24 protein-coding genes are annotated in these 24,451 nt (G+C 62.9%); 5 read left to right on the forward strand and 19 right to left on the reverse strand.

Features of this window, described 5'->3' with window-relative positions; all coding sequences use genetic code 11:
- Window positions 1–55 precede the first annotated feature (55 nt).
- Both EJC47_RS12480 and relB read right to left on the reverse strand, forming a co-directional pair.
- Entirely contained in the window at window positions 56–331 is a 276-nt protein-coding gene (locus EJC47_RS12480; protein WP_185867660.1) for a type II toxin-antitoxin system RelE/ParE family toxin, read from the reverse strand.
- Window positions 331–507, reverse strand: coding sequence for a type II toxin-antitoxin system RelB family antitoxin (gene relB / locus EJC47_RS12485; RefSeq protein ID WP_126848105.1), 177 nt, complete (start codon window positions 505–507; stop codon window positions 331–333). Before relB ends, EJC47_RS12480 begins: the two co-directional genes overlap by 1 nt.
- 87 nt (window positions 508–594) lie before the next feature.
- Between relB and EJC47_RS12490 the strand changes: the two genes are divergently transcribed.
- Together EJC47_RS12490 and EJC47_RS12495 are read left to right on the forward strand one after the other, a co-directional pair.
- On the forward strand, window positions 595–702 hold the full coding sequence (locus EJC47_RS12490; protein ID WP_260591562.1) for a BrnA antitoxin family protein: 108 nt from the start codon (window positions 595–597) through the stop codon (window positions 700–702).
- Between the two features lie 114 nt (window positions 703–816).
- Window positions 817–2,460, forward strand: coding sequence for a P-loop ATPase, Sll1717 family (locus EJC47_RS12495; protein WP_185867661.1), 1,644 nt, complete (start codon window positions 817–819; stop codon window positions 2,458–2,460).
- Between the two features lie 49 nt (window positions 2,461–2,509).
- On the opposite strand, the gene uvrA is transcribed toward EJC47_RS12495, so the two are convergent.
- Entirely contained in the window at window positions 2,510–5,521 is a 3,012-nt protein-coding gene (gene uvrA / locus EJC47_RS12500; protein WP_126848109.1) for an excinuclease ABC subunit UvrA, read from the reverse strand.
- Window positions 5,522–5,579: 58 nt separating this feature from the next.
- Between uvrA and EJC47_RS12505 the strand changes: the two genes are divergently transcribed.
- Both EJC47_RS12505 and EJC47_RS12510 read left to right on the forward strand, forming a co-directional pair.
- The gene (locus EJC47_RS12505) at window positions 5,580–6,794 is read left to right on the forward strand and encodes a DNA cytosine methyltransferase (RefSeq protein ID WP_126848111.1); all 1,215 of its coding nucleotides are present in this window, start codon (window positions 5,580–5,582) and stop codon (window positions 6,792–6,794) included.
- Between the two features lie 10 nt (window positions 6,795–6,804).
- Window positions 6,805–7,599, forward strand: a complete 795-nt coding sequence (locus EJC47_RS12510) for a GIY-YIG nuclease family protein (RefSeq protein WP_260591563.1) — start codon at window positions 6,805–6,807, stop codon at window positions 7,597–7,599.
- 46 nt (window positions 7,600–7,645) lie between these two features.
- Here EJC47_RS12510 and EJC47_RS12515 read toward each other — a convergent pair whose 3' ends face one another.
- The 12 genes from EJC47_RS12515 to EJC47_RS12570 all read right to left on the reverse strand — a co-directional run bounded on the left by EJC47_RS12515 (window position 7,646) and on the right by EJC47_RS12570 (window position 20,019).
- The gene (locus EJC47_RS12515) at window positions 7,646–8,293 is read right to left on the reverse strand and encodes a trimeric intracellular cation channel family protein (protein WP_126848115.1); all 648 of its coding nucleotides are present in this window, start codon (window positions 8,291–8,293) and stop codon (window positions 7,646–7,648) included.
- Window positions 8,294–8,465: 172 nt separating this feature from the next.
- Window positions 8,466–9,857, reverse strand: a complete 1,392-nt coding sequence (gene lpdA, locus EJC47_RS12520; protein WP_126848117.1) for a dihydrolipoyl dehydrogenase — start codon at window positions 9,855–9,857, stop codon at window positions 8,466–8,468.
- 117 nt (window positions 9,858–9,974) lie between these two features.
- Window positions 9,975–11,177, reverse strand: a complete 1,203-nt coding sequence (odhB, locus tag EJC47_RS12525) for a 2-oxoglutarate dehydrogenase complex dihydrolipoyllysine-residue succinyltransferase (protein ID WP_126848119.1) — start codon at window positions 11,175–11,177, stop codon at window positions 9,975–9,977.
- Window positions 11,178–11,310: 133 nt separating this feature from the next.
- Window positions 11,311–14,241: a 2-oxoglutarate dehydrogenase E1 component gene (locus tag EJC47_RS12530; protein WP_126848210.1), complete on the reverse strand. Its 2,931-nt coding sequence runs from the start codon at window positions 14,239–14,241 to the stop codon at window positions 11,311–11,313.
- Between the two features lie 152 nt (window positions 14,242–14,393).
- Window positions 14,394–15,278, reverse strand: a complete 885-nt coding sequence (sucD, locus tag EJC47_RS12535; RefSeq protein WP_126848121.1) for a succinate--CoA ligase subunit alpha — start codon at window positions 15,276–15,278, stop codon at window positions 14,394–14,396.
- A 62-nt stretch (window positions 15,279–15,340) separates the two neighbouring features.
- Window positions 15,341–15,637, reverse strand: a complete 297-nt coding sequence (locus EJC47_RS12540; protein ID WP_033966214.1) for a GIY-YIG nuclease family protein — start codon at window positions 15,635–15,637, stop codon at window positions 15,341–15,343.
- A gap of 53 nt (window positions 15,638–15,690) precedes the next feature.
- A complete protein-coding gene (gene mdh, locus EJC47_RS12545) occupies window positions 15,691–16,653 on the reverse strand; it encodes a malate dehydrogenase (protein ID WP_126848123.1) in 963 nt (320 codons plus the stop codon).
- A 151-nt stretch (window positions 16,654–16,804) separates the two neighbouring features.
- Complete coding sequence (locus tag EJC47_RS12550; RefSeq protein WP_126848125.1) at window positions 16,805–17,104, reverse strand: hypothetical protein; 300 nt, start codon at window positions 17,102–17,104, stop codon at window positions 16,805–16,807.
- Between the two features lie 7 nt (window positions 17,105–17,111).
- Window positions 17,112–17,438: a YbjQ family protein gene (locus tag EJC47_RS12555; protein ID WP_126848126.1), complete on the reverse strand. Its 327-nt coding sequence runs from the start codon at window positions 17,436–17,438 to the stop codon at window positions 17,112–17,114.
- A 60-nt stretch (window positions 17,439–17,498) separates the two neighbouring features.
- Window positions 17,499–18,608, reverse strand: a complete 1,110-nt coding sequence (gene zapE, locus EJC47_RS12560) for a cell division protein ZapE (RefSeq protein WP_126848127.1) — start codon at window positions 18,606–18,608, stop codon at window positions 17,499–17,501.
- A 46-nt stretch (window positions 18,609–18,654) separates the two neighbouring features.
- Entirely contained in the window at window positions 18,655–19,116 is a 462-nt protein-coding gene (locus EJC47_RS12565) for a PaaI family thioesterase (protein WP_126848128.1), read from the reverse strand.
- A 117-nt stretch (window positions 19,117–19,233) separates the two neighbouring features.
- Window positions 19,234–20,019: a succinate dehydrogenase iron-sulfur subunit gene (locus EJC47_RS12570; RefSeq protein ID WP_126848129.1), complete on the reverse strand. Its 786-nt coding sequence runs from the start codon at window positions 20,017–20,019 to the stop codon at window positions 19,234–19,236.
- 266 nt (window positions 20,020–20,285) lie between these two features.
- Here EJC47_RS12570 and EJC47_RS12575 point away from each other — a divergent pair, with 266 nt between their 5' ends.
- Window positions 20,286–21,029, forward strand: a complete 744-nt coding sequence (locus EJC47_RS12575) for an SDR family NAD(P)-dependent oxidoreductase (RefSeq protein WP_126848131.1) — start codon at window positions 20,286–20,288, stop codon at window positions 21,027–21,029.
- A gap of 57 nt (window positions 21,030–21,086) precedes the next feature.
- Here the strand turns inward: EJC47_RS12575 and EJC47_RS12580 are convergent, their stop codons facing one another.
- The 4 genes from EJC47_RS12580 to sdhC all read right to left on the reverse strand — a co-directional run bounded on the left by EJC47_RS12580 (window position 21,087) and on the right by sdhC (window position 24,343).
- The gene (locus EJC47_RS12580; protein WP_033966220.1) at window positions 21,087–21,647 is read right to left on the reverse strand and encodes an ATP-dependent Clp protease proteolytic subunit; all 561 of its coding nucleotides are present in this window, start codon (window positions 21,645–21,647) and stop codon (window positions 21,087–21,089) included.
- 90 nt (window positions 21,648–21,737) lie between these two features.
- Window positions 21,738–23,540, reverse strand: a complete 1,803-nt coding sequence (gene sdhA, locus EJC47_RS12585; protein ID WP_033966221.1) for a succinate dehydrogenase flavoprotein subunit — start codon at window positions 23,538–23,540, stop codon at window positions 21,738–21,740.
- Entirely contained in the window at window positions 23,533–23,931 is a 399-nt protein-coding gene (gene sdhD, locus EJC47_RS12590; protein WP_033966222.1) for a succinate dehydrogenase, hydrophobic membrane anchor protein, read from the reverse strand. Before sdhD ends, sdhA begins: the two co-directional genes overlap by 8 nt.
- A gap of 1 nt (window position 23,932) precedes the next feature.
- Complete coding sequence (gene sdhC, locus EJC47_RS12595; protein WP_126848133.1) at window positions 23,933–24,343, reverse strand: succinate dehydrogenase, cytochrome b556 subunit; 411 nt, start codon at window positions 24,341–24,343, stop codon at window positions 23,933–23,935.
- Window positions 24,344–24,451 lie beyond the last annotated feature (108 nt).

The raw sequence follows: 24,451 nt of genomic DNA on the forward strand, positions 1-24,451 counted from the left end.
GTGGTGCGGTGCTGTCAAAGACCGTGGGCGGGTCGCGGGGCGCTGCGGCATGGGTTCATGGATAGTTCTGGCGGGCGTGGAGGACGGTGATCACCTCGACGGTGTCCGCCAGAACCCGATAGATCAGAATGTAATTGGGGTGGACCACCGCCTCGCGCGTGCCCGGCACCCGGCCAGGACGGTGGACGTAGGGATGTTCCGGCAGGCGTTCGGCCGCGTCGCGGATCAGGGCGGACAGGCGCTGCGCAGCCAGCGGATTGCGCTGGCGGATGAAGGCGGCGATGTCGAGCAGGTCACGGCGCGCCTTCGGACGCCAGACCAGCCGCAGCATCAGCCGGGCGCGTGTCCGTCGAGAACGGCTTGGAGGTCGGCCATCACCTGATCGTGCGGGATACTGGGTGCTGGGTCGGCAAGCGCCTGCGCCACCTTCTCGCGCACCCAGCGATCATGCGCTTCGGCCGCTTCGGTCGATTCGAACTCGGACTCGATGGGCGAGAGCTTGGGCATGTGGGGAATATAGCGCAGAAGCGGAGGGGGAAGAAGGGGATTGCGGGGAGGTAGGCTTGCAGCGCCGACGCTGCGGCTCACCTCGACGTGATCGAGCGCTTTCGCCCCGATGGGCCGGGCTGGCAGGGGCGGATGAACGCTGCGCTGCGCAAGACGGGGGGTTGTGGCGTGCGACCAAGTTCGCGGCGCGTCTGAAAGTAAATGCGACCGCATTGCATCGGCACCTTCGGGAAAAGAGCGGATCGCCCAAAGACTGCGGACTTGACCACCTTAACGCAATGATCAACAATCACGAAAACGGAGGGTAGGTTGGCATTTATACTAAAGCGGGGCACAACGTTAGGCGCGATGTCTGCTGAAGATGATCAAGCTTTTCTCGCAGATTGTTTGGTTAGAACGTCCGATCTCGAGAGGATCACGGATAGCGCAAATCCAAAGTGCATTGCACTGGGGCGGACGGGTGCCGGAAAAAGCGCAATTCTACAACAAATCGAAAACACGAGCGTTCGATCGGCTCGAATCGACCCTGAAGCCCTATCGCTTAACTATATAAGTAATTCTAATGTAATTTCTTTTTTCGAGTCGCTCAACATAAATCTCGATATATTCTATCAACTTCTTTGGCGGCATATATTTGCGGTCGAGCTGCTCAAATTGAAGCGCCAAATGCAAAATGAAGCGGCCGCTCGTAGCTGGATAGAAAATTTACGTCAAAGTTTCGAGAATAACGACCGAAAAAAGCGAGCACTGAATTATCTCACCGAATTTGGCGACAAATTTTGGCTTGATACCGAAGAACGAGTTAGGGAAGTAGTAAGAAATATCGAGAATCATTTCGAGAGAGAAGTAGGCATTTCAGTCGATGCGTTTAAAGCTAAAATTCATGCTGACGCAAAAGATGGGAACTCCCAATCGATCAAAGAAACCTCCGATATAGTAAATAGAGCCACGCGCGTCGTAAATGACGTTCAGGTTCAAGAGTTAAACGGTATAATTGAGTTGCTTTCCGAAGATGTATTTCACGACCGCCAGCAGAAATATATAATAATAATAGACGACCTCGATACAGGATGGGTTCATGAATCAATTCGGTTTAAACTGGTCAGGTCTCTAATTGAAACCCTTAAGAAATTTAAGCGCATTTCAAACGTTAAAATTGTCATTGGACTTAGAGTTGATTTACTGGAAACTGTACTTCAAAATACTGCATCCGCTGGGTTTCAGACCGAAAAATTTGAAGATATGATGCTTCGCCTGAGTTGGGCCAGGGAAGAATTGATGGAACTAGCTAATAAACGCATAGCTCATTCTTTCAAAGATCAATACACAAGCACAATTCCCCAATTCTACGATATCTTTGCATCAAAAGTAGGAACACAAGATTCCTTTGATTATATTCTAGACAGAAGCCTGCATAGACCACGAGACATTATTTCTTTTATGAACGAGTGCTTAGATCAAGCGGTAGGCCAGAGTAAAATCAACCAGAACAATATTAGAAACGGGGAAAAAGAGTATTCTAGAAAGCGACTCAGATCTTTAGCAGACGAATGGAGAGAAACTTTTGGCGACTTAGAATCAGTTATTGGGTGTCTCCGCCATGTTCCTGTGAGATTTGAATTATCGGACTTGACGGACGGAGCAATCGAGACGTTATGCTTAGAGCTTTTGGCAGGTGACGGCGTTTCAAATTCAGGAACCTTTGTGAAAGCCTGTAGTTTGGTAGCTGACACGAATCAGTCATACGCCAGCATAAGGAGAGCTCTTATAGAAACACTCTATCTAATAGGGGCGATCGGCGTCAAACTTTCCCGAGGAACTCCATACAACTGGAGCTACAAAAACTCTCCTATACTTAGATATGACAGCTTAACCGAGGAAAGCAGCTTTGCAATTCACCCGATGCTTTTTAGAGAGTTAAATAAAAGAGCCGATCCCACTACTTTAGTTTAATATATTAAACCTGCTAGAACGCTTCGCTCGCGTTAACACATATCAGCGCTTACGCTCCGGCTTCGCTCAGGACAGGCTTGTCCCGGGTCTTCTTTCCCAACAACGGCTTCAGATAGCGGCCAGTGAAGCTCCCTTCCGTCTCGGCGACCTTTTCCGGCGTCCCCTGCGCCACAATCTCCCCGCCCTTCACGCCGCCTTCCGGCCCAAGGTCGAGCACCCAGTCGGCGGTCTTGATCACGTCGAGATTGTGCTCGATTACCACCACCGTATTCCCCTGCTCGACCAGTTGGTGCAGCACCTCCAGCAGCTTGCGCACATCCTCGAAATGCAGGCCGGTGGTCGGCTCGTCCAATATGTACAGCGTCTGCCCCGTCGCGCGGCGCGACAGTTCCTTGGCGAGTTTGACGCGCTGCGCCTCGCCGCCCGACAGCGTGGTCGCTTGCTGGCCGACCTTGACGTAACCCAAGCCCACTTCGGCGAGCATCGCCATCTTGTCGCGGATCGGTGGCACGGCCTTGAAGAATTCGACCGCATCCTCGACCGTCATGTCGAGCACGTCAGCGATCGACTTACCCTTGAACTTCACCTCCAGCGTCTCGCGATTGTAGCGCGCGCCGTGGCACACGTCGCATGTCACATAGACATCGGGCAGGAAGTGCATTTCGATCTTGAGCAGCCCGTCGCCCTGGCACGCCTCGCAGCGGCCGCCCTTGACGTTGAAGCTGAAGCGGCCGGGCTTGTAGCCGCGCGCCTGCGCCTCGGGCAGGCCTGCGAACCAGTCGCGGATCTGCGTGAAGGCGCCGGTATAGGTGGCGGGGTTGCTGCGCGGGGTGCGGCCGATCGGCGACTGGTCGATATCGATGACCTTGTCGAGATATTGCAGGCCGGTGATCTTGTCATGCTTGCCCGCCAGCACCCGCGCGCCGTTGAGCGCGCGCGCGGCGGAGGCATAGAGCGTGTCGATCGTGAAGCTCGATTTGCCGCTGCCGCTGACCCCGGTGATGCAGGTGAAGGTGCCGAGCGGCAGGCTGGCCGTCACGCCCTTCAGATTGTTGGCGGTGGCGTTGTGGACGGTCAGTTTCTTGCCATTGCCCTTGCGCCGGGTGGTGGGCACCGCGACCTCGCGCCGGCCCGACAGATAATCGGCGGTGATGCTGTCGGGGTTGGCGAGCACCTCCTCGAAGGTCCCTTGCGCGACGATCGCGCCGCCATGCACGCCAGCACCCGGCCCCATGTCGATGACATAATCGGCGGTGCGGATCGCATCCTCGTCATGCTCGACCACCAGCACGGTGTTGCCGAGATCGCGGAGACGACGCAGCGTCTTCAGCAGCATGTCATTGTCGCGCTGGTGCAGGCCGATGCTGGGCTCGTCGAGCACATAGAGCACGCCCGACAGCCCGCTGCCGATCTGGCTGGCGAGCCGGATACGCTGCGATTCCCCGCCCGACAGCGTGCCGCTGGTGCGATCGAGGTTGAGATAATCGAGCCCGACATTGTTGAGGAAGCCGAGCCGTTCGAGGATTTCCTTGAGGATGCGTTCGGCGATGGCGCGTTGCTGGTCGGTGAGGTCGGCGGGGACGGATTCGAACCAGGCGAGCGCATCGACCACCGACAGGCGGGTGACGCTGGAAATGTCGCGCATGCCGATCTTGACCGCGAGCGCCTCGGGCTTGAGGCGCGCGCCGCCGCACACTTCGCACGCGGCGCTGCTTTGATATTTGGCGAGTTCCTCGCGCATCCACGCGCTTTCGGTCGAGAGCATGCGGCGGTTGAGGTTGCCGATCACGCCCTCGAACGGCTTCTTCACGTCATACGACTTCTTGCCGTCGATGAAGGTGAGCGTGACGGGCTTGCCGCCAGTGCCGTGCAGGATGATGAGCTTCACCTCGCCCGGCAGATCCTCCCACGGCGTATCCAGGCTGAAGCCGAATTCGCGCGCCAGGCTGCCCAGCACTTGCATGTAATAGGGGCTTGGGGGGTTGGACTTCGCCCAGGGCACGACCGCGCCCTTCTTGATGCTGAGCGCATGGTTGGGAACGACGAGGTCCTCGTCGAACAGCAGTTTCTCGCCCAGGCCATCGCACGCCGGGCATGCGCCTTGCGGGGCGTTGAAGGAGAAGAGGCGCGGTTCGATCTCGGCAATGGTGAAGCCCGACACGGGGCAGGCGAATTTCTCGCTGAACACGATGCGGTTGGCGGGGATGCCGGCGCCGACCATACCCCCCTCCCGCTTGCGGGAGGGGATGGGGGAGGGAAGATCAACCTGTGCTTCGCCTGCGGACAAGCCCTCCCCTAACCCCTCCCGCAAGCGGGAGGGGGACGCCAGCGCGGCAACCGTTGTGTCCACCAAATCGACATAAGCCAGCCCCTCGGCCAGCTTCAGCGCCGCCTCGAAGCTCTCGGCCAGGCGCGTTGCCATGTCGGGGCCGACGACCAAGCGGTCGACCACCACTTCGATGTCGTGCTTCAGCTTCTTGTCGAGCGCGGGCGCTTCGTCGATCTCATGGATCTCGCCGTCGATGCGCACGCGGGTGAAGCCCGCTTTCTGCCATTCGGGCAGTTCCTTGCGATACTCGCCCTTGCGCCCGCGCACGACCGGCGCGAGCAGATACAGCCGCGTGCCCTCGGGCAGCGCCATCACGCGGTCGACCATCTGGCTGACGGTCTGCGCCGCAATCGGCAGGCCGGTGGCGGGGCTGTACGGGATGCCGACGCGCGCCCATAGCAGGCGCATGTAATCGTAAATCTCGGTGACGGTGGCCACGGTCGAGCGCGGGTTGCGGCTGGTGGTCTTCTGCTCGATGCTGATCGCAGGGCTGAGGCCCTCGATATGGTCGACATCGGGCTTTTGCATCAGCTCGAGGAACTGGCGCGCATAGGCGCTCAAGCTCTCGACATAGCGCCGTTGGCCCTCGGCATAGATGGTGTCGAAGGCGAGGCTCGATTTGCCCGATCCCGACAGGCCGGTGATGACCGTCAGCGTATCGCGCGGAATATCGACCGACACGTCCTTGAGGTTGTGCTCGCGCGCGCCGCGCACCGAAATATGAGTCAGCATGAAGGACGTGTTCCAGATTTGTTCTTGAAAGGCAAATGGCAATCGGGCAAAAACCAACATGGCGTCGCCAGTCGGCATCGACAAGCAGGGGGCTTGCACCGGGCAAGCGATCGGGCATGGTGAATCGATGAACGAACGGCCCGGCTTTTACGAATTTTTCGCAGGCGGCGGAATGGCCCGCGCGGGGCTGGGCGGGGCGTGGCAATGCCTGTTCGCCAACGATTTCGACCCCAAAAAGGCCAAGGCCTATGCCGACAATTGGGGCACGGACGAGCTGTTGCTTGGCGATGTCGGCGAGGTAACACCCCGCCAACTGCCCGGCCAAGCGGATTTGGTGTGGGCGTCCTTCCCCTGCCAGGACCTCTCGCTCGCCGGGGCCGGTGCCGGGCTTACGGGCACGCGATCGGGCGCATTCTGGCCGTTTTGGAACCTGATTCAGGATGTGAGCACGCAAGGCCGAAAGCCACGCGCGATCGTGCTGGAAAACGTCTGCGGGTTGCTGACATCGCGGAATGGGGCGGACTTTGCCGCGCTGTGCCAGACGGTTGGGGATGCCGGCTATTGGCTCGGCGCGATGGTGATCGACGCGCAGCATTTCGTGCCGCAGTCGCGCCCACGTCTGTTTGTCATCGCGCTTGATCGCGCGACAGAGGTGCCCGCCCGCGTCTTCAGCCCCTGGGCGGTCGATCGCTGGCACCCCGAGCGGTTGCGGCAGGCACAAGCCGCGCTACCGGAAAAGCTGCGCGCGCAATGGCTGTGGTTCACCGCCCCAGCCCCGGCAACGCGCCAAGCCCGGCTTATCGATATCATCGAGGATCATCCCCGGGACGTCGCGTGGCATAGCGCCGCCGAGACGCGGAAGCTGCTGACGATGATGAGCAACGGCAACCGCGCGAAGGTCGATCTGGTCGCTGGCAATGCGCGCAGGGCGGTCGGCGCGGTGTACAAGCGCACCCGGATCGAGAACGGCAAGAAGGTGCAGCGCGCCGAAGTGCGGTTCGATCTGGCGGGCTGCCTGCGCACGCCAGGGGGCGGGTCCAGCCGGCAGACGATCCTGGCAGTTGAGAAGGGCAAGGTGCGCACGCGGCTCATCTCCGCTCGCGAAACCGCGCGGCTGATGGGGCTGCCCGAAGCCTATCGCCTGCCCGAGCGCTATAACGACGCCTATCATTTGACGGGCGATGGCGTGGTCGTTCCGGTCGTCCGCCACATTGCGGAATGGGTGCTGGAACCCGCGCTGACGCAATCGGGGATCGCCCTTGCCTCTGCTTAAGGACCCGCGAATGCCGACACGGCATCGGGTTGCGGACATCGACACCAAAAGCGCCCCCGATGAGACGATCGAGCTGCGCCGCGCACTCGAGCAGTTCAAGCGCCAGAAACTCTCCGATTTCTTCGACCAGGCCCCGGTAACCAAAGCCGGTGTCTCGATTTCGGTCGGCGCGGTGAAATGGGGCGTCTACGCCTTTTTCGATTATGACGGCGAGCCGATCTATGTCGGCCAGACGCGCGAAACCGTGGGCGGGCGGATCGGGCGGCATTTGACCAACCAGCGCACCGACGCGGTGGCGATGTCGGTGCTCGATCCATTTGAAGTGCGCACGATCAAGGTCTGGCTTTTGCCTGAATATCAGGACGTAAAGGGCGATCCGAAACGCGTGCCCGCTGCGCGCGCCGCCGCCGATCACCTCAACGCGCTGGAACGCAGCGTGTTTATGAAGCTTGTCAGCGAAAGCGATTTCGGGCGCATCCTCAACGAAAAGGATCCGCCCGACGTCCCGTTATGCGCGCTGCCACCGGCGATCGAAGGCGAGATCGTCAGCCCCGACGTGCTCAAACTCCGCCAACACCCCGATGTGCGGATCGCCCGGCGGGCGCTAACCATCGCCCGACTGGCACAGATTATCGCCGGACGCGACGTGCAGGCCGGGCTGCGTCGGGCGCTGGCAACGCAGGCGGATCGGTTGGCATGGCTGGCGAACGAACGCTTCGCGGCGCTCGGCGGCGAAGCCGCGGTCGAGGAACGCGATGCGGACGAGCCGACGGACCACGACATGGATGGCGGGGAGGCGATTTAAGCCGCGCGATCGAGATGCCTACGCGGCAAGCCTTTTCGCTAACGCTTCAACCTCGCGCGCCATAAGCCGGCAGCCCAAGCTTCCACCGGATCGCCGCCGCACGCAGCGCGAAGCCGCAGCTTGCCGCTACGCCCGCCGCAATCGTCGGCGATACGCCCAGTTCGACCAGCACGACGTGCAGCCCCGCCGCGAGCGCGGCTGCCGTTACATACAATTCAGGCCGCATCAGGATCGAGGGTTCGCCCGCCAGCACGTCGCGGATGATGCCGCCGACGCACGCCGTCACCACGCCCATCAAAGCGGCGGGCACCGGCGGGATGCCGAACGCGAGCGCCTTGGCGGCACCGAATACGGCATAAGCGGCCAGCCCGACCGCATCGAGCCAGTCGAGCGCCGAGGTCGGCGCGTGCGCCCCCTGCCACCAGCCTCGCGGCGTCGTCCACACCAAGACCGCGACCGCCAGGCAGATGGCGGCGACCAGCGGATCATGCACCCAGAACACTGGCGCACCGATCAACAAATCGCGCACCGATCCGCCGCCAACCCCGGTGATCAACGCGAAAAAGGCGGCGGTGACGAAGGTCTGCCCGCGTCCCGCCGCCGCCAGCGCCCCGGTAATGGCGAACACCGCGATCCCGAACAGATCGAGCCACGGCAGAATCGAGCCGAATTGCCAGGGTGCGAGGGGGAGCATCCGCACTCCTGTAGCGGGGTTGCGCGAGGAAATGAATGCTGGGGCGGGCTTATCACGGACGCGGCCCAAACTGGCATGGGCAAAGCCCATGCCGTCGGTCGGCGCCGTAGCGCCGCCGGCCGGTCTGATCGCGGCAAGCCTCGGCCGTAGCTTTCGCTACGGCCTCGGGCGATCAAACGTGGATCGCTTTCCCGCGTACCGCCATCGCCGCTTCCTTGATCGCTTCGCTATGCGTCGGGTGGGCGTGGCAGGTGTAGGCGATGTCCTCGCTGGTCGCGCCCATTTCCATGCCCAAAGCGGCCTCGGCGATCATGGTGCCCGCTGGGACGGCAATCGCCCACACACCGAGCACGCGGTCCGACTTGGCGTCGGCGATGATCTTCACGAAACCGTCGGGCTCGTGATTGGTCTTGGCGCGGCTGTTGCCCGCCATCGGGAACTTGCCGACCTTGATCTCGCCCTTGGCCTTGGCCGCTTCCTCGGTCAGGCCGACACCCGCGATTTCGGGCCAGGTGTAGACCACGCTCGGGATGACATCGTGGTTCACGATGCCGGTCAGCCCGGCGATATTCTCGGCAACGGCAATGCCTTCGTCCTCTGCCTTGTGCGCGAGCATCGGGCCGGGGATGACGTCGCCAATCGCCCAGATGCCGGGGACATTGGTCTGGAAGCGGTGGTCGGTGTCGATCTGGCCGCGCGCATTGGTGGCAAGGCCTGCCTTTTCGAGCGCCAGACCATCGGTGTTGGGACGACGACCGATCGCGACCAGTACGCAATCCGCCGTGATCGTCTCGGCGGCACCACCTGCCGCGGGTTCGACCGTGATGCTGGCGGTGTCGCCGCTCACCGAAACGCCGGTGACCTTGGTCGAGAGCTTGAATTCGATACCTTGCTTGCGGAAAATCTTGTTGGCTTCCTTGCGGATGTCGCCATCGAAGCCCGGCAGGATCTGGTCGAGATATTCGATGCAGGTGACCTTGGCCCCCAGCCGACGCCACACGCTGCCCAGCTCAAGCCCGATCACGCCGCCGCCGATGACCACCAGATGCTCGGGCACCTTGGCCAGTTCAAGCGCGCCGGTGGAATCGACCACGACCTTCTGGTCGACGGTCACGCCCGGCAGCGGGGTGACCGAGGAGCCGGTCGCGATCACAATATCCTTGGCGGTGACGGTCTGCTCACCGACCTGCACGGTGTGCGCATCGACGAAGGCGCCGCGGCCCTTCAGCCAGGTCACCTTGTTCTTCTTGAACAGAAAGGCGATGCCGCCGGTCAGCTGCGTGACGGCGTCGATCCGCTGTGCGTGCATCGCGGGGAGATCGAGCTCGGGCGTGACCTTGATGCCCATCTTGGCCATCGTGCCATTGGCGGCGGCATCGAAATATTCCGAAGCATGCAGCATCGCCTTGGACGGGATACAGCCGACGTTGAGGCAGGTGCCGCCTAGCGTCTCGCGGCTTTCGACGCATGCGGTGCGGAGACCCAGCTGCGCGGCGCGGATCGCGGCGACATAGCCGCCGGGGCCCGAACCGATGATGAGGACGTCGTAATCATAGTCAGCCATGTGTCACTCCGTTCGCCCTGAGCTTGTCGAAGGGCTGCGTTCTCTTCCGTCCGATGAAAAAGGACAGTGCTTCGACAAGCTCAGCACGAACGGAATATGGGTAATCTCAGTTCGCGATTACAGGTCGATCAAAATCCGGGTCGGGTCTTCGATCGCGTTCTTCAGCGCGACGAGGAACGTCACCGCTTCGCGCCCGTCGATCAGGCGGTGATCGTAGCTGAGCGCCAGATACATCATCGGGCGGATCACGATCTCGCCGTTCACCACCACCGGGCGGTCCTCGATGCGGTGCAGGCCGAGCACAGCCGCCTGGGGCGGGTTGATGATCGGGGTCGACATCAGCGAACCGAACACGCCGCCGTTCGAGATGGTGAAGGTGCCGCCCTTCATCTCTTCCATCTTCAGCGTGCCGTCCTTGGCGCGCTTGCCGAAATCGCCGATCGTCTTTTCGACTTCGGCGACCGACATCTGATCGGCATCGCGCACCACCGGCACGACGAGCCCACCCGGCGACGACACCGCGACCGAGATATCGGCATAATCGTGATAGACGATCTCGTCGCCCTCGATCGAGGCGTTGACGCTGGGGATGTCCTTCAGCGCAAGGCATGCCGCCTTCACGAAGAAGCCCATGAAGCCCAGGCGAACGCCATGCTTCTTCTCGAAGAGATCTTTGTACTTGGCGCGCGCCGCAATCACCGCGCTCATGTCGACATCGTTAAACGTCGTCAGCAGGGCGGCGGTGTTCTGCGCTTCCTTCAGGCGCTTGGCGATGGTCTGGCGCAGGCGCGTCATGCGCACGCGCTCTTCCTTGCGGCCGGTGGCGGCGGCGACCGAGGGGGCTACCGGGAGCGGTTCGCTCGGCGCGGGGGCTGCGGCCGGGGTCGCGGCGGCGGCGAGGACATCGTCCTTGGTCAGGCGACCGTCCTTGCCGGTGCCCTTGACCGTCGCCGGATCGACGCCGTGTTCGAGCACGGCGCGGCGCACCGACGGGCTGAGCGCGGCGGGTATGTCCGCCGCCGGGGCCACGGGCGATTCGAGCACGGCCGGCTGCGGTGCAGCGGCGACCGCAGGCGCGCCGTCACCCGCCTCGATCGTCGCGATCATCGCGCCGACGAGGACGGTGTCACCAACCTGCACTGCATGCTGGCCCATCACACCCGCCACTGGCGAAGGTACTTCGACCGAGACCTTGTCGGTTTCGAGGCTCGCGATCGGCTCGTCGACCGCGACCTTGTCGCCCGGCTGCTTGAGCCATTCGCCGAGCGTCGCTTCGGTGATCGATTCGCCGAGTACCGGTACTGTGACTTCGGTTGCCATATCCGCCTCTTTTTCCACCCCGGCGGAGGCCGGGGCCCAGTTGCGCAACGCTCGATCATCAAGCGCCGCGCGAAATTACCTACGTCCCGCTACTGGGCCCCGGCTTTCGCCGGGGCGGTAGCGAGACACTCCATCAAACCTTACGCGTCCGCCGAATTTCCTCGCGAACGCTGTGCCCCAGCGCATCGGCGACCAGCGCCGCCTGCTCGGTCTGGTGGCGCTTCATCAGCCCGGTGGCGGGCGAAGCCGAAGCGGCTCGCCCGGCATAGCGCGCGCGCGTCGAGCGCACGCCCGCTTCGACCAGACACTCCTCGATGAACGGATCGACGAAGCTCCACGCACCGTTATTCTTTGGCTCTTCCTGCGCCCAGACGACCGTCTCGAGATTGGGCATCTTCTTCAGACGCTCGACCAGCGGCTCGCCCGGGAAGGGATAAAGCTGTTCGACCCGGACGATCGCGGTGTTGGTATCGCCAGCCGCATCACGCGCCTCCATCAGATCATAAGCGACCTTGCCGGTGCACAGGACGAGGCGCTTCACATTGACATCCGCCGGGGCGGAAGGATCGCTGAGGATCCGCATGAAGTGACTGTCGCCGAGGAAGTCCTCGGTTTGCGAAACCGCCAGCTTGTGCCGCAGCAGCGACTTGGGCGTGAAGATCACCAGCGGTTTGCGGAACGAGCGGTGCATCTGCCGCCGCAGCAAGTGGAAATAGTTGGCCGGCGTGGTGCAATTGGCGACCTGCATATTGTCCTGTGCGCACAATTGCAGGAAGCGCTCGACGCGTGCTGAGCTATGCTCAGGCCCCTGCCCTTCATAGCCGTGCGGCAGCAGCATCACCAGGCCGTTGGCGCGCAGCCACTTGGCCTCGCCGCTGGCGATGAACTGGTCGATCATGATCTGCGCGCCGTTCATGAAGTCGCCGAACTGCGCCTCCCACATCACCAGCGTCTTGGGGTCGGCCAGCGCATAGCCATATTCGAAGCCGAGCACGCCATATTCGCTAAGCGGTGAGTCGAGCACTTCGAAGCGCCCGTGCGGGATCGTCTCGAGCGGGCGGTATTTATGCTCGTCGGTCTGGTCGACCCACACCGCATGGCGCTGCGAGAAGGTGCCACGGCCCGAATCCTGGCCCGACAGACGCACGCCATAGCCTTCCGACAGCAGCGAGCCGAAGGCCAGTGCCTCGCCGGTCGCCCAGTCGAAATTGCGGCCCGACTTGAACATCTCGCGCTTGGCGTCGAGCACGCGGTTGAGCGTCTTGTGGACGGTCAGCCCCTCGGGGATCGTGGTCAGCGTGCGGCCGAGCGAATCGAACAGTTTCTGCTCGATGCCGGTGTTGACGTTGCGGCGCGCAGTCTCGGCATCAGCGGGCGCATGCAGCCCCGACCAGCGCCCGGCGAACCAGTCGGCCTTGTTGGGCTTGTAGCTCGCGCCCGCCTCGAACTCGCCCTCGAGCAGCGTGGTGAACTGTTGGATATTGTCGTCGATCCAGGCGCGGTCGATCACCTTCTGCGCGATCAGCTTCTGGCCGTAGATTTCGCTGACCGGCGGATGATCCTTGATCGCCTTGTACATCAGCGGCTGGGTAAAGCCGGGCTCATCGCCTTCGTTATGCCCGAACCGGCGATAGCACCACATGTCGATCACGATGTCGCGATGGAAGCGCTGACGGAACTCGATCGCCATCTTGGTGGCGAAGGTCACCGCCTCGGGATCATCACCATTGACGTGGAAGATCGGGGCCTGCACGCCCTTGGCGACATCGCTCGGATAGGGAGAGCTGCGCGCATATTGCGGGCTGGTCGTGAAGCCGATCTGGTTGTTGATGACGAAGTGGATGCAACCGCCGGTATTGTACCCGCGGATCCCGGAGAAGCCGAGGCACTCCCACACGATACCCTGCCCCGCAAAGGCCGCGTCGCCGTGGATCAGCACGGGGAGCGACGCCTTGTGTTCGGTCAGGTCGTTGGCGATCGTCTGAATCGCGCGGGTCTTGCCCAGGACGACCGGATCTTCAGCCTCGAGATGCGACGGGTTGGCGACCAGCGACATGTGGACGCTGATCCCGTCAAACTCGCGGTCGGTCGAGGTGCCGAGGTGATATTTCACGTCGCCAGACCCCGCCACGTCATCGGGATTGTCCGACCCGCCGCCAAATTCGTGGAAGATGATGCGGAACGGCTTGGCCATCACGTTGGTCAGCACGTTCAGGCGGCCGCGATGCGCCATGCCGAACACGATTTCGCGCACGCCGAACTGGCCACCATATTTGATGACCGATTCGAGTGCCGGGATCATGCTCTCGCCGCCGTCGAGGCCGAAGCGCTTGGTGCCGACGTACTTCTTGCCGCAGAAGCGTTCCCACTGCTCGGCCTCGATCACCTTGTTGAGGATCGCCTTCTTGCCGAGGTCGGAAAACTCGATCGCCTTGTCCTTGCCCTCCATGCGCTCCTGCAGGAAGCGGCGCTCCTCGACATCGGCGATGTGCATATATTCGAGGCCGACATTGCCGCAGTAATTGGCACGCAGGATATCGACGAGCTCGCGCACCGTTGCCCATTGCAGGCCCATGGTGCCGCCGAGATAGACTGGGCGATCGATGTCGGCATCGGAAAAGCCGTGATATTCGGTCTTCAGATCATCGGGCATCTCGCGCTTGGACAGGCCAAGCGGATCGAGATTGGCGGCCAGGTGTCCGCGCACGCGATAGGTGCGGATCAGCAGCATCGCGCGGATCGAGTCGCTCGCGGCGCGCAGGATCGCGTCCTGTGACGGCACCGCAGGTGCTGCGGCAGCGGCAGGCTTGCCCTTGGACGGCTTGGGCGCGGGCTCCATCTGGGTCGGATCGAGCGCGGAGGTGAGGTCATCGGTGGACGAGAGCGGCCAATTCGCCTGCTGCCACGACGCGCTGCCCGAAGCGCCTTCCAGCCCTTCGAACCACGACCGCCAGGAGGGTTCGACACTGTCGGGCGACGTCTTGAAACGTGCATACAGCGATTCGATAAAAGCGGGGCTTACGCTGCCCGCCACATCCGCGAAATCCTGGCCTTCGAAGCCCATAATCTTCACCTCTGCTTTCCCTCTCCCACCGGGAGAGGGAGGGGCCCGCCCGCGAAAGCGGGTGGGAGGGTGAGGGCGACATCGGGCACCGGGCCCGTCACCCTCATCCGGCCCTGACGGGCCACCTTCTCCCACCGGGAGAAGGCTTTTGCTTAACCGTTCAACACCGCCAACAAGGTGGTGCCGAGCTCGCTGGGCGAATCCGCGACACGGATCCCGGCAGCTTCCATCGCCGCGATCTTGTCTTCGGCACCGCCCTGCCCGCCACTTACTATAGCACCGGCATGGCCCATGCGGCGGCCCGGAGGCGCCGTACGGCCTGCAATAAAGCCAGCCATCGGCTTTTTGCGGCCGCGCTTGGCCTCGTCGATCAGGAACTGCGCCGCTTCTTCTTCAGCCGAGCCGCCGATTTCGCCGATCATGATGATCGACTTGGTCGCCTCATCGGCGAGGAACAGCTCGAGCACGTCGATGAAGTTGGTGCCGTTGACCGGATCGCCGCCGATGCCGACCGCGGTCGTCTGACCAAGGCCTGCATTCGACGTCTGGAACACCGCCTCATAGGTGAGCGTGCCTGAACGGCTGACAACGCCGACCGAACCCTGGCGGAAAATGCTGCCCGGCATGATGCCGATCTTGCACTCGCCGGGCGTCAGCACGCCCGGGCAGTTCGGGCCGATCAGGCGCGACTTGGAGCCCGACAGTGCGCGCTTGACCTTGACCATGTCGAGCACCGGAATGCCCTCGGTGATCGTCACGATCAGCGGAACCTGCGCGTCGATCGCCTCGAGGATCGAGTCGGCCGCGAAGGGAGGCGGAACGTAGATCACCGATGCATTCGCACCGGTCATGGCCACCGCTTCGGCAACCGTGTCGTACACCGGCAAATCAAGGTGCGTCGTGCCGCCCTTGCCGGGGGTAACGCCGCCAACCATCTGCGTGCCATATTCCAGCGCCGCCTTGGTGTGGAAGCTGCCGGTCTCCCCGGTCATGCCCTGGGTGATGACCTTGGTATTCTTGTCGACGAGGATGCTCATAAGGGTCCTGCTCTTCGTTCAATTCCACCCCGGCGAACGCCGGGGCCCAGTTGCGATTCGGCTCATGGCTGCGCGATCCGGTCGTAGAGATCTTCCCAATCCGGGTTGAGCCCTTCGATCTCATCGACTTTCCAGCGCCGCCTCCATTCCTTCATCTGCAGCTCGCGCTGCCTTGCATCTTCCCAATCGGCTCGGGCTTCGTACCAAACCAGCAGCTTGCACCCGTATCGCTTCGTGAACCCTTCAACGAGTCCGTTGCGATGCTCCCAGGCGCGCTTGGCGAGATTTACCGTCGAACCCAGATAAATCGTGCCGTTGCGCTGACTGGCCATGATGTAGACATAAGCGTGTCCGTTCATCGCCAGCGTTCCACAACTGGGCCCCGGCGTTCGCCGGGGTGGTACTTACTCCCTTAGTTCAAGCTCGAATCGATCGCCTTGCACGCGACCAGCAGTTCCTTGACCGCGTCGACCGACACGGCAAGGTTGCCCTTGGCTTCATCATCCAGCGCGATCTCAACGACCTGCTCGACGCCGCCCGTACCGATCACCACCGGCACGCCGACATATAGATTGTCGATGCCATATTGGCCGGTGAGGTGCGCCGCTGCCGGCAGCACGCGCTTCTGGTCGTACAGATAGGCTTCGGCCATCGCGATGCCGCTGGTGGCGGGCGCGTAATAAGCCGAGCCGGTCTTGAGCAAAGCAACGATCTCGCCGCCGCCGCCGCGCGTGCGCTTGACGATCGCGTCGATCTTTTCCTGGGTCGAACGGCCCATCGCGATCAGATCCGGCACCGGGATGCCCGAAACGGTCGAATAGGAAATGACCGGGACCATCGTATCGCCATGGCCGCCAAGCACGAAGCTCGTCACGTCCTTGACCGACACCTGGAATTCCTCGGCGAGGAAGTGGCTGAAGCGCGCCGAATCGAGCACGCCGGCCATGCCGACAACCTTATTGTGCGGCAGACCCGAAAATTCGCGCAGCGCCCACACCATCGCATCGAGCGGGTTGGTGATGCAGATGACGAACGCGTCGGGCGCGTTGGCAGCGATACCCTCGCCGACAGCCTTCATCACCTTGAGGTTGATGCCAAGCAGATCGTCGCGGCTCATGCCGGGCTTGCGTGCGACACCGGCGGTGACGATGATCACGTCCGCGCCTGCGATGTCCTTGTAATCATTGGTGCCGGTGATCTTGGCATCGAAGCCCTCGACCGGCGAGCACTGGCTGAGATCGAGCGCCTTGCCCTGCGGCACGCCTTCGACCACGTCGAACAGGACGACATCGCCAAGGCCCTTCAGTGCTGCGAGATGGGCGAGCGTGCCGCCGATGTTGCCGGCGCCGATCAGCGCGATCTTCTTGCGAGCCATCGAATGTCCTTCTTCGCTGTGGCCGCGTGCGGCCGACCTGTCTCGGCCGCGTTCGGCCTGAACGCGCGCGGCTTAGGCCGGTTTTCCCTGCGGGGCAACCCGAAACACAACGCCTTTGTCAAGCCCTATTGCACATGGTTCGCAAGTGCAATTATTCCGCATCCGGGTGCTCCATTGCCACATAGCGCCGCTCGCCGGTCTTCGCATCGAACCATACCGACACCGGCTTGCCCGACGCATCGTCGATGAAACGCTCCGACGTCTCGCGCCAGTCAGGCCCTTCGGGCGCGCGCTGCACCGTGCCGTAGCGCACGCGCTCAAACGCGATTCCGCCTACCAGTAGCCCAGCCGCGATAGCTGTCGGCCATGTCCCCGGATCGAGCGCCACACCGACCAGCGCCGCCGTCAGAAACAGCGCGGCGGCGACCAGCACGAAGGTACGCAGCATCATCGCCCGCTTACTCGGGCGCGGGATCGAGCAGCACGGCGGTACCGTAGGCGACGACCTCGTTCATCGCCTGCGCGATCTCGCCCGAATCGAAGCGCATCATCACCACCGCGTTCGCCCCCATCAGCGTGGCGTTGGCCACCATCCGGTCGATCGCGTGCCGCCGCGTCTCCTCGACCAGCCTGGTATATTCGGGAATCTCGCCGCCGACGATCGAGCGCAGGCTGGCGGTGATATTGCCGCCAATCCCGCGACTGCGCACGACAACGCCGAACACCTGACCAAGCGTCGCGCGCACGGTGTGGCCGGGGACAGTCTCGGTAGTGGTCACGAGCATGGCATGGCTCCCAAGGGCAGCAACTCCCTTAACGCGCCAACACGCCGCTGTTAAGCGGGTTCAGTCCGCGCCATGCCCCTGCGCCAGATAGGTTTCCGAACGCATCTCTTCCAGGCGGCTGATCGTACGGTCGAACTCGAAGCGGCCATCGCCCTTTTCGTAGAGCTGCGCCGGTTCGGCATCTGCGGCCGCCAGCAATTTGACCTTATGCTCATACAAAGCGTCGATCAGCGCCACGAACCGCGCCGCTTCATTGCGGTTTTCCGGCCCTAATTTGGGAATGCCGACCAGAATCACCGTATGAAAGCGCCGGGCGATCGCAATGTAATCGGCCGGCCCCCGCGCTTCCGCGCACAACCGCTTGAAGCTGAACACCGCAACGCCTTTCAGCGCCTTGGGCACGTGCAGCGTGCGACCCTGTACGGTCAAATCCTCGGACGGCACATGCGCACGATCCTCGACCGGGAAATCGGTGAGGCGGAAAAAATCGCCCGACAAAATCCGCGTCGCTTCGGGGCCGTTGGGCACCAGCCAGGTATCGACCTGCCCCAACCGATCACGCCGATAATCGGTCGGGCCGTTGAGCGCGATCACGTCCAGCCGCGATTCGATTAAGGCGATGAAGGGCAGGAAATGCTCGCGGTTGAGGCCGTTCTTGTAGAGATCGATCGGCGGGCGGTTGGAAGTGGTCACCACCGTCACGCCCTCCTCGAGCAAGTGGGTAAACAGCCGCGACAGGATCATGGCGTCGGGGCTGTTGGTCACCATCATCTCGTCAAAGGCGAGCAGCCGCGCTTCCTCGGCCAGAGCATGGGCGAGGCCGGGGATCGGATCGCCCTGCTCCTTGGCGCGTTCGATGGCGAGGCGCTGGTGCACCTCCAGCATGAATTCGGCAAAATGCACGCGCCGTTTCCGGCGGATATCGAGGCTGGTGTAGAACAAGTCCATCAGCATCGATTTGCCGCGCCCGACCCCGCCCCACAGATAAAGGCCACGGGGTGGCGCGGGCTTGCGGCCCAGCGCTCGCCACAAGGTGGAACCACGCTTGGGTGTTGCCTGCAGCGCCGTGGCGAGATCCGCCAGCCGCCGCGCCGCCGCCGCCTGTTCCGGATCGGGCTTGAGCTCGCCCGACGCGAGCAGCGCATCATAGCGCTTGAGGATGTCGGTCATCTGTCGCCGCTCGGCGCTTGAACGAAGCGGACGGACGCTCTGCGGCTCACTGATTGGCCCCCGGCGGCGTCGATTTGCGGAGCGTGCCCGTGAAACTGGCGATCGTCGGCGTGGCGTCCTGGACAATCAGCCCGCGCAGAAACAGCATGTTGCGCGTTTCCCGCAGCAATTCGACATGCGCCTCCAGCGGAACGCCGATCGCGCCGCCCCCGATGAACTGCGCCGACAGATCGAGCGTCACCGCCCCGCCCGCCTGCAAGACACCGAAGCCGCGCGCCGCCGCGAACAGCGCGACATCCATGAAACCGAGCAAGGCCCCGCCATGCACATCGCCGCGCATATTGGAATGTTCGTGCCGCGGCAGCATCCGCACCCGCGCGATCGGGCCTTCGACCTTGACCAGCAACGGCTCGATAAAGCTGTTGAAGCGCGTCGGATCGCGAAACTGCCAGCGCTTCCATCCCGGCAGATCGGGATCGTCGTCATACGAAAAAGGAGCTTCAGTCAAAACGCGACGATCCCCGATAGCCTGCTCCCCGCGGGAGACGGTAACCCCCGCATCGCGGATTAGGGTGACGCACGCGACCGTCGGCCTCACCCCAACCCTTCCCTCCAGGAGAGGGCGTTATACGATCCGTTCGACTTCCAGCTTCTTGATCTCGGCAATCGCCTTGGCCGGATTCAGACCTTTGGGACAGACGTTCGCGCAATTCATGATCGTGTGGCAGCGATACAGGCGGAACGGATCTTCCAGATCATCAAGCCGCTCGCCGGTCATCTCGTCGCGGCTGTCGGCGAGCCAGCGATAGGCCTGCAACAGGATCGCCGGGCCGAGGAACTTGTCCGAATTCCACCAATAGCTCGGGCATGAAGTCGAGCAGCACGCGCACAGGATGCATTCGTACAGGCCATCGAGCTTCTCGCGGTCTTCCGGCGACTGCAACCGCTCCTTGCCCGAGGGCGGCGGGGTGACGGTCTGCAGCCACGGCTTGATCGAGCTGTACTGCGCGTAGAAATGCGTGAAGTCCGGGACCAGGTCCTTGATCACTTCCATATGCGGCAGCGGCGTGATGCGGACTTCGCCCTTCACGTCCTCAATCGCCTTGGTGCAGGCGAGCGTGTTGGTGCCATCGATGTTCATCGCGCACGACCCGCAAATGCCTTCGCGGCACGAGCGGCGGAAGGTCAGCGACGAATCCTGCTCGGACTTCATCTTGATCAGCGCATCGAGCACCATCGGACCGCACGAATCGAGATCGACCTCGAACGTGTCGTAATGCGGGTTCGCGCCGGCATCGGGATCGTAGCGGTAGATTTTGAAATTCTTGGTCCGCGACGCCTCGGCAGCGGCTTTATGCACCTTGCCGGTCTTCTTGATCTTAGAATTGGCGGGAAGAGAGAATTCGGCCATCGCTTGCTCGCGCTTTCCATCCGTGGGGAGCGGTACACCGCCCTAGAGTCTTATAGGCCGTACACAAGCAGGGGCCCGCTCGCAAACCCCTATGGCGACGAATTGCTGCAACTGCGATTGTCCATGCCGGTGCCCCGACGCATCAATCTTTGACGATGCAAAGAATAAGTAGCGGCACGGCGCGTTGAACGCGCAGGGCGCAACGCCATTTGCGAGGCAGCGCCGAAGACCCTCCAGCGGGCGGGCCGCGCCAGGGAATTCGCATCATGACCAGCAGACTCGAGGGCAAGAAAGCAATCGTGACCGGCGGATCGCGCGGGATTGGCGCGGCGATCGCCCGTCGGCTCGCCGCCGATGGCGCCGACGTCGTCATCACCTTTGCCGGCAATCAGGACGCCGCCAACCAGACCGTCGGTGCGATCACCGCCGCCGGCCGGAAGGGCTATGCAATCCAGGCCGACAGTGCCGATCCCGTCGCCCAGCGCGCCGCCATCAAGGAGGCGATCGAAAAGCTCGGCGGGCTCGACATCCTTGTCCACAATGCCGGAATCGCCGACTTCGCCTCGATCGAAACCGATCCGGCCGACTCGTTCCGGCGCCAGTTCGGTGTCAATGTCGACGGCGTGTTCGCCGGCACCGCAGCGGCAGTGCCGATGATCGCCGATGGTGGACGGATCATCGTGATCGGCAGCATCAACGCGCACACCATGCCGATCGCAGGCGGCGCCATTTACGGCGCGACCAAGGCGGCGGTGGCCGGGCTGGTGCGCGGCTGGGCGCGTGACCTGGGATCACGCGGCATTCTGGTCAACGTCATCCAGCCGGGCCCGATCGACACCGACCTCAATCCCGCCGATGGCGAAATCGCCAAGCTGCTCACCCCCGGCATCGCGCTCGGCCGCTATGGCAAAGCGGACGAGGTGGCAGCGCTTGCCGCTTTCCTCGCCAGCGACGAAGCGTCGTACATCACCGGCGCGGCGATCGACATCGACGGGGGCTTCTCGCTGTAAGCGAAGGGCGGTGCCGGAAATTCCGGCACCGCCCGCCAGCGCCGCCGCGATACGCGGTTAAATCACGTCGAGCACCAGCCCCAGCGCGCGGGCTTCCTCGGCCTCAATGTACCAGTTGGACGGAGCCTTTTCGCGCAGTTCCTCGAAATCGACTCGGCTGCCCATCACGATGTCGCGAAAGCCTTCCTCCTCGATCAGGATCGAATGCTCGACTTCGTGCAAAGCCGCCTTGATTGAGGCGACGACCATGCGCAGCGGGCCGTTGAGGTTGAGCGTCTTGGTGATCGTGCGCTCATGGATCATCAGCCGCGTGTGCCGCGTAAGGAAGCGGCGATCGACCGGGAAGGCCGCCATGAACGTGGCACCTGCCGAATAGACCGCGACCTTGCCCAGGAACAAAATCTCGCGCCCGTCATGATCCTCGAGCAAACGGATATCGTCGGCCATCGTCCGCGCGACCTCGGGGTCGCCACCAAGCGTCGTTAGGGCGATGACGAGCGTGCCCTCGCCCGGGCATTGCTCGAGCTGCTGGCGGAAGCTTGAATACATCATCTGGTCGACCGGCCCAGACAAGCGAATGTGCGGGTTGGCGAGCAGGGGATAGCGGGGCTGGGACATGAGCGCGCAAACCTCCGACGCGCGCGAGAGTTCCGGCGCGATTGGCAAGATCCCGGCCCTCCCTTGCAGGGGGAGGGCCGGGACGCGCGATCAGTATACGCGCTTCTTAGGCTTGATGTATTCGACGTCGTCGGTCAGCGTATAATCATGCACCGGGCGGAAGCCGAGATCGACCGTGCCGTCCTTGCCGCCCCAGCCAGTGAAGGTCGCGGTGGTGTGCTTCATCCAATTGACGTCGTCGCGATCGGGATGATCCTCGTTGACGTGCGCGCCGCGGCTTTCCTTGCGGTTGGCCGCCGAGTTCATCGTCACCACCGCCTGCGCCAGCAGATTGTCGAGTTCGAGCGTCTCGACCAGATCGGTGTTCCAGATCAGCGAGCGATCCTGCACATCGACATCGGCCAGGCGGCTATAGGTCGCACCGATCTTCTCGACGCCTTCGCTGAGCAGCGCATTGTCGCGGAACACCGCGCAATTCTTCTGCATCGTGCGCTGCATCTCCAGCCGGATCGCCGCGGTCGGCGAGCCCCCCTTAGCATTGCGGAAATGGTCGAGACGGCCGAGCGCCAGCTCTTCCGACCCCTTGGGCAGCGGCCCGTGCGGCGTGTTGGGCTTGAGCGTCTCCTTCAGGCGCAGCCCGGTCGCGCGGCCGAACACCACGAGATCGATCAGGCTGTTCGAGCCGAGACGGTTCGCGCCATGCACCGAGACGCACGCCGCCTCGCCCACGGCGAACAGGCCCGGCACGACGCTGTCGGGGTTGCCGTCCTTCAACTGCACGACTTCGCCGTGGAAGTTACAGGGGATGCCGCCCATATTGTAATGCACCGTCGGCGTGACCGGCAGCGGCTGGCGCGTCAGGTCGACACCGGCGAAGATCTTGCCGGTTTCGGTGATGCCGGGCAGCCGCTCGTGCAGCACCTTCGGGTCGATATGGTCGAGGTGAAGGAAGATATGGTCCTTCTCCTTGCCGACGCCGCGCCCCTCGCGCATTTCCATCGCCATCGAGCGCGACACGACGTCGCGGCTGGCGAGATCCTTGGCGCTCGGCGCGTAGCGCTCCATGAAGCGCTCGCCCTCGGAGTTGGTCAGGTAACCACCCTCGCCGCGCGCGCCCTCGGTGATGAGCACACCCGCACCGTAAATGCCGGTCGGGTGGAACTGGACGAATTCCATGTCCTGCAGCGGCAGCCCGGCGCGCAGCACCATCCCGCCGCCGTCGCCGGTGCAGGTGTGCGCCGAGGTCGCCGAGAAATAGGTCCGCCCATAGCCGCCGGTTGCCAGCACGACGGCATGGCTGCGGAAGCGGTGGATCGACCCGTCATCCATGCACAGAGCGATCACGCCACGGCACACGCCGTTTTCCATGATCAGGTCGAGCGCGAAATATTCGATGTAGAAGTCCGCGTCATACTTCAGGCTCTGCTGGTACAGCGCGTGCAGCATGGCGTGGCCGGTACGGTCGGCCGCGGCGCAGGTGCGCTGCGCGGGCGGGCCTTCGCCCATATTCTGCATCATGCCGCCGAACGGGCGCTGATAGATTTTGCCTTCATTGGTGCGGCTGAACGGCACACCGGCATGTTCCAGCTCATACACCGCCTGCGGCGCCTCGCGGACCATATATTCGATCGCGTCCTGGTCGCCGAGCCAGTCGGAGCCCTTGACGGTGTCGTACATATGCCAGGTCCAGTGGTCCGGCCCCATATTGCCTAGGCTGGCGGCAATGCCGCCCTGCGCCGCCACGGTGTGGCTGCGCGTCGGGAACACCTTGGTGATGCACGCGGTCTTCAGCCCGGCTTCGGCGCTGCCCATCGTCGCGCGCAGGCCCGAGCCCCCGGCACCCACGACAACCGTGTCATAGGTATGGTCGATGATCTTATATGCCTCAGGCATGCGGCGCTCCGGTGGTGGCGGTGAAGGCGACCTTGAGGATCGCGAAAAGGGCGATGGCGGCGGTGCCGAAAGTGAAGAAATTGAGGATCAGCAGCCACGCGACGCGTGCTGCGCCGTGGACATAATCCTCGATCAGCACCTGCAGGCCGAGTCGGAAATGGTAGAAGACCGACACGATCAGCAAGCCCATCGGGATCGCCGCCCAGGGCGATTGCAGCCAGCCGCGCGCGGTGTCGTAATCATAAGCAGGCATCCGCGCGATGGCGACGAAGAACCAGACCATCAGGAACAGGTTTGCCGCTGCGGTGACACGCTGCGCCCACCAGTGATGCGCGCCTTCCTTGGCGCTGCCGAGGCCGCGCACGCGGCCGAGTTCGGTTCCATTGCCCATCTTATTTCACCATCAGCAAATAGGCCCAGAAGGCCACGGTCGCGAGGACCGAAAATACCATCGTCGCGATCGACCCGACGCGATTGCGCTTCAGTTCATAACCGGCCCCGGTATCCAGCACGAAATGGCGGATGCCGGTGGCGAGATGCTGAAAGAAGCACAGCGTCAAGCCGATGCCGAACAGATAGCCGAGCGCCCCGCCCAGCCATTCGCCAAACACGAAGGTGAAGGTCGCATAGCTCTTGGCACCACCGGCCAGCGCCGCGAGCCACCACACCAGCACCACGGTGCCGACCGTCGCCATGCCATCGCCAGTGATGCGGTGAACGATCGAAACGATCATGTGCGGACCCGGTTTCCAGATCGACAGATGCGGGCTGAGCGGGCGGGCGCGGGGAGCAGAGCTGGCCAAGGCGGAACGTCCTCGTCGATTGATGGGTCGAAATGTGCGGTCTGATACAGGTGTGCTCTCTTAGACACCGAAGCGCGCGATGCAAGGTTTGTAGGCTGCTTGTGCGCA

This window comes from Sphingomonas sp. TF3 (assembly GCF_003985085.1).
Lineage (GTDB): Bacteria > Pseudomonadota > Alphaproteobacteria > Sphingomonadales > Sphingomonadaceae > Sphingomonas.